The organism is Nitrospinota bacterium, assembly GCA_035528715.1.
Lineage (GTDB): Bacteria > JADFOP01 > JADFOP01 > DATKYB01 > DATKYB01 > DATKYB01.
Window position 1 is genome coordinate 15,818 of the sequence record DATKYB010000014.1, and the last position, 11,868, is coordinate 27,685.

The following is an 11,868-nucleotide window of genomic DNA, read 5'->3' on the forward strand; positions in this document are numbered from 1 at the left end:
GTCTTTTATCGCAAAAATAATACCTCTAAAATCTAACTTTTGACTTTTTTTATTTTTAAGTTATATTAGTTGCATGAAAAAAATTATCATGTTCACTGGCAAAGGAGGGGTTGGGAAAACAACAACCTCTGTAGCTACTGCTTTTTACCTCTCTCAAGGGAAAAAGGTTGTCTTGGTATCCACAGACCCTGCCGGCTCTCTATCCAATATCTTTAACGTGGAATTCCATCGTGAGGTGATCAATGTGGATAAGAATCTGGATGTCATCGAGCTGACACGGGATGTCATTCTAAAACTCTGGAGGGAGAGTTTCGGAGACGAGGTCTATGCCGTGATTTCCTCCATCTTCCCCCTGGATAAGGATATCCTCGACTATATCGAGGGGGCGCCAGCCCTGGATGAGGAATTCATGCTCTACTATGTGCTGGAGACACAAAAATCGGATAAATACGACTACATTGTCTGGGACACGGCCCCCACGGCTGGGACTTTGAACCTCCTTAAAGCCCAGCATATGTTCTACTCGCATCTGGGAGAAGCACAAAAGCTCTATTTGACCCTGAAGGGTGTTTTTTCAAAGATAACGCGAAAACCTGGCAAGGATCCGCTTAAGCTTATATCCAAATGGAGGGAGCTCACGAATGACGTCCTGAAGATGCTCGCCCAAGACACCTCTGCCTGGCTTGTTTCGAATCCTGAGCGATTGGCTGTGGAGCAGGCTTTATCTATCGGACAATCCATCGGTGAATACGGAATCGAGCTTAACGGCTACATTCTCAACCGCGTATTTCCTGAAGAGGTATGTAATGAAAACGATTTTTTAAAGAAGAAAAGGGAACTTCAACTGCGCTGGCAAAAGAGCCTTATAGAGCGAGCCAATGCCCCTGTAAAGATTATTCCAGAGATGGTCGGGGATATCACTGATAAAGATAAACTCCTTCAAGTAGCCTATATGCTTTACGAGAGTTAAATTCCTCTTGTAAAATATTTTCAATTGTTTCATTTTCTCTTATAAAAGCCAAACAGTAAAAACTCATTGACTAAATCCTACCATTTTGTTAAAAGATATAGATTTAGATTAAAGCCCTGATTTTACCTACCGATTTGATTATCCAGACAAATCTATAATTTTGTTGGTTATATAAAATGAAGGGGTAAAAATTGTTTATTGTCACTGGAGGTGCTGGATTTATTGGGAGTGCTTTTGTCTGGAAGCTCAATTCTGAAGGCATTGATAATATTCTCATTGTGGATGAGCTTGACAAATCTGAGAAATGGAAAAATTTGACTAACAGGCGATTTGTCGATTATATCCACAAAGACGAATTTCTAAAAATGTTGAGCAGGGACAGCCTTCCCTTTACTATAAGTAAAGTTATCCACATGGGAGCCTGTACCTCGACAACAGAGCAGGATGCAGATTACTTAAAGCAAAATAACTACTATTACACTCAAACACTTGCAAAATGGTCTCTAAAAAAAAATATTCGTTTTCTTTATGCAAGTAGTGCTGCTACATATGGTGACGGTTCAGAGGGCTTTTCAGATGATGACAAAACAACGCTGGTTTTACAACCACTCAATATGTATGGATACTCAAAGCACCTCTTTGATCTCTGGGTATTGCGCAACAATCTCTCTCAAAAGATGCTGGGGATTAAATTTTTTAATGTTTTTGGACCGAATGAATATCATAAAGATGATATGACAAGTGTTGTCTTTAAAGCATTCTGCCAGATAAAAAAAACAGGAAGGGTTAAACTTTTCAAATCCTATAAGCCTAAGTACAAGGATGGAGAACAGGTACGCGACTTTATTTATGTAAAGGACTGTGTAGGGGCTATATGGTGGTTCTTGAAAAATCGAGAAGTAAATGGAATTTTTAATCTTGGGACAGGCAAGGCACGTTCATGGAATGACCTGGCAAAGGCTGTTTTCTCTGCGATGGGAAGAGAGCCTAACATTGAATACATAGAAATGCCGGAAACAATTAAGCCGAAATACCAATATTTTACTGAAGCAAAGATGGAAAAATTCTATTCATCAGGATGTCCTGTACGCTTCTTATCTCTTGAAGATGGCATTAAGGATTACGTCATTAATTATCTGCAACAAGAAGATCGATATCTTTGATGGAGTAAGAACTCAGAATGGAAGAAAACAAAATAATATCAAACGGAATATTTACTGAGGAGTTAACATGAAAAAGAATCTTTTTACTAAAAAAGTGAAAACAATTGAAGTAAAAAAATCAAAATCAATTTCCAAGCTTCTCTTGGAAATGTCGCAGACAGGATTTCAAGGAAGAAGATTGGCTGAAGCCTTTAATGTTCTTGAAGAGATGATCAAAGATAAGAACTTAACCATATTCATGGGCTATGCTGGTTCTCTTTCCACTACTGGACAGTGGAAAATAATTAATTGGTTAATAAAAAACCACTTTATCGATATCTTGGTTCCGACCGGTGCAAATATTTCTGAGGATATTGTTGAAGCCATGGGCTCTAACTATTGGCAGGGGAGCAATTTAGTTGATGATGAATCGATTTTCAAAGCGGGCTTTAATAGATACTATGATGTTTATGGAGAAGAAAAAGACTATTTGAAAATGACAGAGACGATTACAGATTTTATTCAAACCCTTGATGAAGACTATAAATATTCTTCAAGGGAATTCCTGTATCTTTTTGGTCTCTGGTTGGGGAAAAAGGGGGTTAAAAGCATCGTTACGGCTGCAGCTGAAAATAAAATTCCAATTTTTTGTCCTGCCATCATAGATAGCCCTTATGGTGATGCTGCTCTTATTGCAAAAAGTAGGGGTTTCAATCTAACCCTCGATTCAGTAAAGGATTATATTGAATTTATGCGCTTGGGAGAAAAAGTCAAAGATACAGGTGTCATTTATATAGGTGGTGGAGTCCCAAAAGATTTCATTCAGCTTTTTGCAGTCACAGGTGACCTCCTCTATCATGATAAAAAAATTCCTGACAGAAAAAATGGCCTAACCCGCCAAGGAACAGATGAAACCTATTATCCCCACAAATATGCTGTCCAAATTACAACAGATTCTCCTCAATGGGGTGGATTATCGGGATGCACCTTTGAAGAAGGACTTTCCTGGGGAAAGGAATCACCAAAAGGAAGATTTGTTCAATGTTATTGTGATGCAACAATTGCCCTGCCTATCATTACACATGCCCTAGCAGAAAAAATAAAGATTAAAAGAAAAGGAACAGACTTGTCTTGGTTATTCAAGATGAAAAAATAAATTTTTTGATCCCTTGCAACTCTTGTTATCTAATGCTCACCTAATTCTATTGTATGAACTTAATATTATTCTATAGATGATTCGAATTACCCAACAAAAGCCTGTATTGCCTTACTTTTTTAAAATTTTTTTAGCTATATCATGTTGGGACAACTGATATGAACATCTTCATTCTAAGTATTATATTTCTCCTAATATCATTACTTTTTTCTATGTTAGGATTAGGCGGAGGGATTCTCTATGTACCAGTTCTTATTTTCTCAAAGATTTCGATACATAACGCTGCGGCTATTAGTCTAAGCATTATTTTAGTTACTTCACTGTCTGCTTTGTTTGTATTCTTGAAAAACAGACTTGTGGATTGGAAATTGGCACTGCTTATTGACCCTCCAACAGATGTCATGGCATTTCTCGGTGGATATTACTCTGTTTACTTTTCTGAGGACATTCTAAAGTTCATTTTGGTTTTCGCACTCATTCTTGCTGCGACATTTATGATGAGAAAGGCTGACCTGAAAACTTATAGCTCTTCAAAAAAGACCTGGTGGATTTGGAACAGAAATTTTAACGGAAGAAGATATGATGTCAATTTAATGATAACCCTTCCGATTACAGCGGGAACAGGTCTTCTTGCCGGTATGATAGGCATTACAGGAGGGATTATTAAACTGCCCCTTATGGTACTTTTATGCGGAGTGCCCATGGATATAGCTATCGCAACCTCTACAGTTATGGTCGCTGCAACTGCCCTTTTTGGTCTTTTTGGCCATGTGCTCGTTGGACACTTTGACTGGAATATCATTATTCCACTGGGAATAGTAGCTTTTATAGGAGGACAAATTGGGAGTAGATTGTCTATAAAGATCGATAAAGAAAAAATGAAAAAGATATTTGGCTTTTTGCTGATTGTAATAGCTATAAAAATACTTTTAGGGATTTTTAACTCTTTTTAGCAATAAAAATAGAAAGGCTTGACCAGCCTCTTCTTAATCTGGGGTTCCAAGAAGGATTATAAACTCTCGAAATAAATCTAAATCAAAGCAGCCGTTCATTTCTGCCTTCATTATTTTAAGGGCTAAAAAAGGTTTTGTAGCAAAGGCATATGATCGATTTGTGGTCAATGCATCAAATACATCTCCAACGCATACTATCTTTCCAAATAGATTAATATCGTCCTTTTTCAAACCTTTTGGATAACCTTTTCCATTGCATCTCTCATGATGCTCTAAAATAGCATGATATGATTCTTCAGGTATCATTTTTGTCTCTCTGCAAATCTCTACACCATAGATAGGGTGTTTTTTCATAATTTCCCATTCCTCTCCTGACAATGACCCACGTTTATTTAAAATATTCTTATCGATCTTGCTCTTTCCAATATCATGCAATATGGCTCCAATTCCTAGTCTGTTTAATTCATCTTTATCCTCAATACCTATTTTTTCAGCCAGTCCTATAGAAAATAAGCAGACATTCACAGAATGGGTATATGTGTAGTAATCATATTTAACTAACTTCAAAAGATCCTTGAAAGTTTTTTTACCTGCCACAAGAAAATTAACGGTATTTTTTACGAGTTCCTGTGTTTTTCTGATATTCGTCCCTACCCTTGGCTCTTCCATCACTTCTTTTACCAACTGACTAGAGTAGAAGTAGAGTATCTTTCCCCTTTTCTCAAAACTTGTCTTTTGATTGGTTATTATTTCTGATAGATTGTCTTCTAAATATTTTTTATATTTTTCTATATCATCTATATCCACATATACAAAATCTGTATCACTCTCAATAAGGTTATCCTTTAACTTTCTACCAAAAGGAATATCCTTGCTTCTGTAGTACACATAGTTACCATTCACAGTTATATAGAGATCAAAATCGGTTACTTTATTAACCAATAAGCTCTCGGTTGGGATCACGAAATATCCATCCTTTTCAGTGTAATACTCCATATTATAGGTCTCTTTTTTAAATTTAAAATTATTCAACTACATATCGTCATTTTTAACAGAAAACTATAACCCCTTTCTGCATGAAAAAAAATAAAAGAGACCAAAAGTTGATGTTTTTTATAAGATTTTGATAGTTTTACGGTTTTTGCTCTTTATTTTTCTTCTAACAGATCAGTTCATCATACAAAACCTGTCAATCAAATAGTATTGACTTTATCTCATCTATTGGTTATTTTTTAAAAGTAATTTTTCTCCTAAAGGAGTCTTTTCTATTTTTAATAAAGTCTGTTTATTTAACATAATAAATTCTTTTAAACAAAATGCCCCTCTTTAAAAAAGAAGAAGGCAAGGTTCAAGAATTAGAAGAGAAGCTTCAATTTCGTGAGAAGCTTAATTATGTAACAAACAGGATTAATTCTGCCAGTAATATCGATGAAATTCTAATTCAATTAAAAGAGGAAATCTTAAGTCTCTTTGATGCCGATAGAATTACTATATATGCTGCTGACCCTATAAATAAGGAATTGTACTCAAAATATATTGTCGGTTCTGAAATTAAGGAGATAAGGGTTCCCATATACCCTTCTAGCCTTTCAGGATATGCAGCTTATAAAATGGATATGGTTAATATCCAAGATGTCTACAATACCACGGAGCTAAAAAAAATAAATCCCAGCTTGAATTTTGATGGAAGCTGGGACCAGAAATCGGGATATAAGACAAAACAGGTATTGGTAGCTCCAATACGTTTTGAGTACAGACTTTTCGGTGTTATTCAATTAATCAATAAAAAGGGTGGAGGTGCATTTACAAAATCAGATGAGAAAAATATTCTTGAAATCGCCAGAATCCTAGGAATTGCCTTTCGAAACCAAGCAAGAATGGTTCAAACCCGTTTCAATTATCTTATCAGTCAGAATATTATTGCTGAAGATGAATTGAAAAAGGCCATTTCTACTGCTAAGGAAAGGGGGAAAGACATCGAAAAAATTCTTATTGAAAATTTTAAAGTCAATAAGAAAGATATCGGTATATCCCTCAGCCAATATTATGGATGTAAGTTTACTGAATTCAGCGATCGCATCATTATCCCAAAAACACTAACGAAGGGACTGAATTTAGCCTATTTAAAAAAGTCGCTTTGGGTTCCCATTGCATTTTCTAATGGAAAAGCAATCATTCTTATCGATAATCCAAATGATCCAAAGATCGGTGAAATAAAAACTCTGATTAAGGCTAAGGAATATGAGTTTCAGATAGCTTTAAAGGACGACATCCTTAAATTTATTAAATCTTTAGAGATGGATGACAGTAAAAGTCAAGCTTCAATCTCAGATCTTCTCGATGAATTGGATGTGAAAAAGGAAGACGAAGACGTAGATATGGAAGATTCTGAAATCGATGAAAACGCAGCAACAATTGTTCGCCTTGTTAATCAGATAATTATCGAGGGATACGAGAAGGGTGCCTCTGACATTCATATCGAACCCAACAAGGGGAAGAAGACCACGGATATCCGTTACAGGATTGACGGTGTGTGTATGAAAAACCTTGAAATACCTTTCAGTCACAGTAAAGCTCTCATATCTAGAATCAAGATTATTGCAAACCTTGATATTGCAGAAAGAAGACTTCCCCAAGATGGTAAGATTAAATTTATATATAAGAAGAGCCCTATTGAACTCCGCGTTGCAACGTTGCCAACAGTTTCGGGAGAGGATATTGTAATGAGAATCCTTACCACTGGTAAATCTTTACCATTAGAGGACTTAAATTTCTCCGAAAGAAATTATAAGCATTTCAAAGAGATCATCTCTAGACCCTATGGTATTATTCTCGTTGTGGGACCTACTGGCTCAGGCAAAACGACAACCCTTCATGCTGCCCTTGCAAGCATTAATACTCCGGAGAGAAAGATATGGACTGCGGAAGATCCCGTTGAAATAACTCAGTACGGCCTTCGTCAAGTAGAGGTCAAACCTAAGATCAAATACGATTTTGCAGCCGCCATGCGTTCCTTTCTGAGAGCTGACCCTGACGTGATTATGGTAGGTGAAATGAGGGATCATGAAACAGCAGAAATCGGCGTACGGGCATCTCTAACAGGCCACCTGGTTCTCAGTACGCTTCATACCAACAGTGCATCTGAGACCATTACCCGCCTTATTGATATGGGAATAGACCCACTTAATTTCGCTGATGCACTCTTAGGTATCCTGGCCCAACGTCTGATTCGTACCTTATGTATAAAATGTAAAGGGTCATATCACCCCACAAAAGAAGAGTTTGAATCCTTGGTAGATGCCTATGGAAAAGAATTCTTTCCTGAGCTAAAAACTGCATATAATGATAAATTCATGCTTTTTAGAGCCAAAGGTTGTGAATTTTGCAATCAAACAGGCTACAGAGGTAGAGCCGGAATACACGAGCTTTTAATCGGTACAAAAAGGCTAAAGAACCTTATTCAGAGCAAGGCTACTATGGAGGAAATCAAGGGGCAGGCTATAAAAGATGGAATGAGAACCCTCTATCAGGATGGTATTACAAAGGTTTTAAAGGGGATAAGCGATCTCAGACAGGTAAGAAGTGTGTGCATGAATCAGTAAAAAGATACTTAAAAATCTTATCCTGAGTTCCTCATCATCTCTTAATCCACCAATAATTTCAAATCAAATTCATATTTAGAAAAAGTTTTTGAATTACCTCTGGTTATTGACGAATCCCCTGTCAACTTATAATATTTATTATGATAAGTCTTTTTTAAAAAACCTGTAGGAGGAGCTTTGATAAAAAATCATAATTTAATTTCATCAGGAATAGTGATGAAGAGAAGATTCTTTTTAAAAATCTTAGGGATAATAGGCCTAGTGTTTACTGCTAATCCTATAATGGCTAGACCTTTAAATATAATGAAATCTTCAGATAAAAAATCTTCTAACCCATTAAAAATAAAGGTTTATTCAGTTCAAAAGAAAGGATTCATCATGACCACCAAGGTAATCAAGACCGAGGCTGAGTGGAAAAAGCAACTTACACCAGAACAATTTCGAGTCACTCGAAAAAAAGGGACAGAACGAGCGTTTTCAGGTGAATATTATGACAACAAGGAAGAAGGAATATACCAGTGTATCTGCTGCGGTAATGACCTTTTTAGCTCAGATACAAAGTATGACTCTGGTACAGGGTGGCCAAGCTTCTTAAAACCTATCTCAGACGCCAACATAAAAACCGAGGTTGATCGAAGCTTCTTTATGCAAAGAACAGAAGTTTTATGTATCAGGTGTGACGCCCACCTTGGCCATGTTTTCAATGATGGTCCACCACCAACTCACAAGCGTTATTGCATTAATTCTGCTTGTCTTAAACTCGTTAAGAAGAGATAAAAGGCAAGATTGGTGTTCCCGGTTGGTCCAATTTGAGTGATTTATAGATATTTTTTAATCTATTTTGGTTGAATCATTCAGCATTTTTAGAGCGAGCTGCCTTTTATCATCGTTTGCCAGATATATCGTCTGAGTTGGGAAGGCAAAGTCAATCCCCTCTTCATTAAACCGACGGAGGATCTCCTGGTTAACCTTATGATTAAAGGCCAAAAAATCCCAATACCTGGGTGGATGATACCAGTAAATCATAATGATGTTTAAGGAGGCATCATTGAATTCGTTGAAATAGACCCTTGGAGGACGCTCAGTGTTCATCCCTTCATGGTTATCTAAAATTTCCTTGATAATCTCTATAGCTCTCTCAACCTTATCCGGAGGAGTATCGTAGGTGATGGTAATATTGCTCAAGCGACGGATGAAGGGGCGTTTGCCGATATTCTTAACAGTCCTGTTCGCCACGACGCTATTAGGTATGGTTACAAGATGTCCCTCCAGGGTTCTTATTTTTGTTGAACGAAAACCCACTTCTTCAACAGGTCCGTCGTGATCCTCAATAACAACTCGATCACCAACCTCAAAGGGTTTATCTGCCAGAATCACGATTGAGCCAAAGAAATTTTTTATAGAATCCTGAGCAGCCAGAGCCACGGCCAAACCACCAATACCCAAACCAGCCAGAAGAGTGGTTATGGGCTTGCCCGATACACTCTCAGCGATCATCAGACCGACTATGATAACAATCGTTACCCTCAGGCTCTTGCGAATTATGGGGACCATCATGTCATCGAGCTTGCTCTTGCTTTTGCCAGTTAATTTGTTGAGAAAATATTCGATAATATCGACGAGATGATAGACAAGATAGGCTAAAGCTAAGATAAAAAGTATGCGGGTTACCGCCTCCACTGTTTTTTGAACCTCAGAGCTTAATTTTAAAAATAGAAAAGAGACGTGAAAACCGGCTGCAAAGAAGAGAAGAACAAGCGGCTTGCCCAAAAGATTAAGAAGGAGGGATAAAAACTCCCGATTTGGCACCTCTTTAAGCTTTTCTGCTTTGCTTTCAAGAATGTAGCGTATCAATCGCCCTGTGGAAAAGGATATCAGGATAACAAGAAAGATAACGATATATCGCCAGAGTTCATTCCCAGCAATCATAAAAGTTTTCGTAAATTCCATAATTAAATCCTCCTAAATTACATAATTTTTTTCGTAAAAAAAATAAATAGCATTTAAAATAATAACTGTCAATTATAATCAACCCTCCGAATATAAAGCCTCTTTTCTTTTATCTTCCTCCGCTTACCCTTATAATCTCTCCTGTAATGTAGTTTGCTCCATCTGATGCAAGGAAAGCCACAACCTCGGCTATCTCTCCTGGGGTGCCTATCCTTTTTAAAGGGATTTTAGAAATGATCCTTTCTAATCTTTCAGGGGTAGAAAATTTATCGTGAAAAGGGGTATCAATAAGCCCAGGGGCAATCGCATTAACTGTAATCCCATAAGGTGCAAATTCCTTTGCAAGGCCAATAGTTAAGCTGTTAACCCCACCTTTGGCAGCAGCATAATGAACAGATTCTCCGGCACTTCCGTGAAAAGAGGCAATGGATGATATATTGATTATCTTACCGCTCTTTTGTTTTACCATTATTTTAAGGACCTCTTTAGAACAAAGAAAGGTTCCCTTCAGATTAACACTCATCACCTGATCCCAGAGTTCTTCTTTACAATCGAGAAATTTTGATCTCTGAATAGGGCTCCCTGCATTATTTACCAATATATCAATCCTTCCAAATTCCTCGATTGTCTCTTTCACCATATCCTTAACATCTCTCTCTATTCCTACATCTCCCTGAATGACAAGACTTTTTATGCCAAGAGACTCTACCTTTTCTCCAACATCTAAAGCCTCTTTTTTACTTTTTAAAAAATTTATGACAACATGAGATCCTCTTTTTGCCAAAGCTAAGGCCGTTGCTCTTCCGATTCCTGTGCTGGCTCCTGTAATAATAGATACCTTGTTTAACAGATTTTTTTCCATTTCTCTCCTCTTTTGGTTTCTGTTGAGACTTTATATTATCTTTGTTTGTTAATTATTTTTATCATGCTTTATTCAATTAATCAAACAGATAAGATTTATTTGAGATTATCTAAAAACTCTCTCATATTTATTAATGAACAATATAAAACAGATTATTCTAAAAGGGGTTAAACAAAAGGTGCAAAAAATTTCCAACAAACAGCTTAAGACCATATGGTGGCTTGGGCACTCTCTGGGCCTTGATGAGGACGATGTGCATGATTTGGTATGGAGAATAACCGGTGACAAGTCAATCAGTCGTCTCAATAGTTTTCAGGGAACAGAGGTAATCAAGGCATTTATTTAAATGGGAGCCCCTGTTCCTGTCCCCAAAACTTCACGTAGATCCACAGATAAGAAAAAAAAGAGATTGAAATTTAAAAATAGCCTCATTTTAGCAACTGATAAGCAAAAGAAAATGATTTATAAATTGTCCACAAAGGTCTTCTGAATAAAGAAAGATGGTTTTAAGAGATGGTTATTGACTAGTTATGGCATCTCTGAAATCAGGACCAACTGGGATGTTACAATGGTAAAACAGGGGCTTTTGAGTCTTATTCGCCAGCAAAAGCATATCAAAAACTAAAGTATCCCAAAACTTCTGTCATGAAACCACTTTATCTAGAGATAAAAATTGTTTTGCACGAGGCTTTCAATCTTCATGATTTCTTCCTGAGTTAAGTCTTTACTATCCCCTGCCTTTAGATTTTCTTCGGCCTGTTGCTCATTCTTGATACCAGGAATAACTACTGATACAGCATCATTTAAAAGCACAAACTTTAAGGCAGCCTGAGCCATGGTTCTATCCCTATTTTCTGTGAGAAACTTGAGTTTTTCTGCTGCCTTGAACATATTTAGTTTATAACCTATTGGCATAGAAGCTCTTATATCGCCCTGTGGAAATTTAGATTTTGAATCATATTTTCCTGTTAAAAAACTATTGGCAAGGGGTTCCCTGGCGATGATGCCAACACCACGACTCTTGGCAGTGGGAAAGAGTTCCAAGAGAGGCTCCTGGTTGAAGATATTGTAAATTACCTGTATGCTTTCAATGTTCCCTATCTTCATTGCCTCTATACCTTCAACAGAATCGAAGATAGAGATACCCGTGTATCTGATCTTTCCCTCTTTTTTTAACCCCTGAAGAGTCTCGAAGACCTCTCCTTCTCTTATTAATGCTCTATTTGGATTATG

11 protein-coding genes are annotated in these 11,868 nt (G+C 37.0%); 7 read left to right on the plus strand and 4 right to left on the minus strand.

The genetic code is table 11. The features are described 5' to 3' along the window. Positions 1-73: 73 nt before the first annotated feature. The 4 genes from VMW81_00875 (at position 74) to VMW81_00890 (ending at position 4,221) form a co-directional block, all read left to right on the plus strand. Positions 74-970, plus strand: a complete 897-nt coding sequence (locus tag VMW81_00875) for an ArsA family ATPase (protein HUU49493.1) — start codon at positions 74-76, stop codon at positions 968-970. Between the two features lie 191 nt (positions 971-1,161). Beyond that, positions 1,162-2,133 (plus strand): ADP-glyceromanno-heptose 6-epimerase, encoded by a 972-nt coding sequence (gene rfaD, locus VMW81_00880; protein ID HUU49494.1) that lies wholly within the window; start codon positions 1,162-1,164, stop codon positions 2,131-2,133. A 67-nt stretch (positions 2,134-2,200) separates the two neighbouring features. After that, on the plus strand, positions 2,201-3,268 hold the full coding sequence (locus VMW81_00885) for a deoxyhypusine synthase family protein (protein ID HUU49495.1): 1,068 nt from the start codon (positions 2,201-2,203) through the stop codon (positions 3,266-3,268). 158 nt (positions 3,269-3,426) lie between these two features. Next, on the plus strand, positions 3,427-4,221 hold the full coding sequence (locus VMW81_00890; GenBank protein ID HUU49496.1) for a sulfite exporter TauE/SafE family protein: 795 nt from the start codon (positions 3,427-3,429) through the stop codon (positions 4,219-4,221). Positions 4,222-4,254: 33 nt separating this feature from the next. Here the strand turns inward: VMW81_00890 and VMW81_00895 are convergent, their stop codons facing one another. Beyond that, positions 4,255-5,217, minus strand: a complete 963-nt coding sequence (locus VMW81_00895) for an HD domain-containing phosphohydrolase (protein ID HUU49497.1) — start codon at positions 5,215-5,217, stop codon at positions 4,255-4,257. Positions 5,218-5,537: 320 nt separating this feature from the next. Here VMW81_00895 and VMW81_00900 point away from each other — a divergent pair, with 320 nt between their 5' ends. Together VMW81_00900 and msrB are read left to right on the plus strand one after the other, a co-directional pair. Beyond that, on the plus strand, positions 5,538-7,823 hold the full coding sequence (locus tag VMW81_00900; protein HUU49498.1) for a GspE/PulE family protein: 2,286 nt from the start codon (positions 5,538-5,540) through the stop codon (positions 7,821-7,823). Between the two features lie 378 nt (positions 7,824-8,201). Next, positions 8,202-8,600: a peptide-methionine (R)-S-oxide reductase MsrB gene (gene msrB, locus VMW81_00905; GenBank protein HUU49499.1), complete on the plus strand. Its 399-nt coding sequence runs from the start codon at positions 8,202-8,204 to the stop codon at positions 8,598-8,600. A 54-nt stretch (positions 8,601-8,654) separates the two neighbouring features. On the opposite strand, the gene VMW81_00910 is transcribed toward msrB, so the two are convergent. Next, positions 8,655-9,773, minus strand: coding sequence for a mechanosensitive ion channel family protein (locus tag VMW81_00910; GenBank protein ID HUU49500.1), 1,119 nt, complete (start codon positions 9,771-9,773; stop codon positions 8,655-8,657). A 109-nt stretch (positions 9,774-9,882) separates the two neighbouring features. After that, positions 9,883-10,635, minus strand: coding sequence for a 3-oxoacyl-ACP reductase family protein (locus VMW81_00915; GenBank protein HUU49501.1), 753 nt, complete (start codon positions 10,633-10,635; stop codon positions 9,883-9,885). Positions 10,636-10,813: 178 nt separating this feature from the next. Here VMW81_00915 and VMW81_00920 point away from each other — a divergent pair, with 178 nt between their 5' ends. Then, positions 10,814-10,981, plus strand: a complete 168-nt coding sequence (locus VMW81_00920) for a hypothetical protein (protein ID HUU49502.1) — start codon at positions 10,814-10,816, stop codon at positions 10,979-10,981. Between the two features lie 314 nt (positions 10,982-11,295). On the opposite strand, the gene VMW81_00925 is transcribed toward VMW81_00920, so the two are convergent. Continuing rightward, positions 11,296-11,868, minus strand: a 573-nt coding sequence (locus VMW81_00925; protein HUU49503.1) for an aldo/keto reductase, incomplete at its 5' end; no start/stop codon positions are given.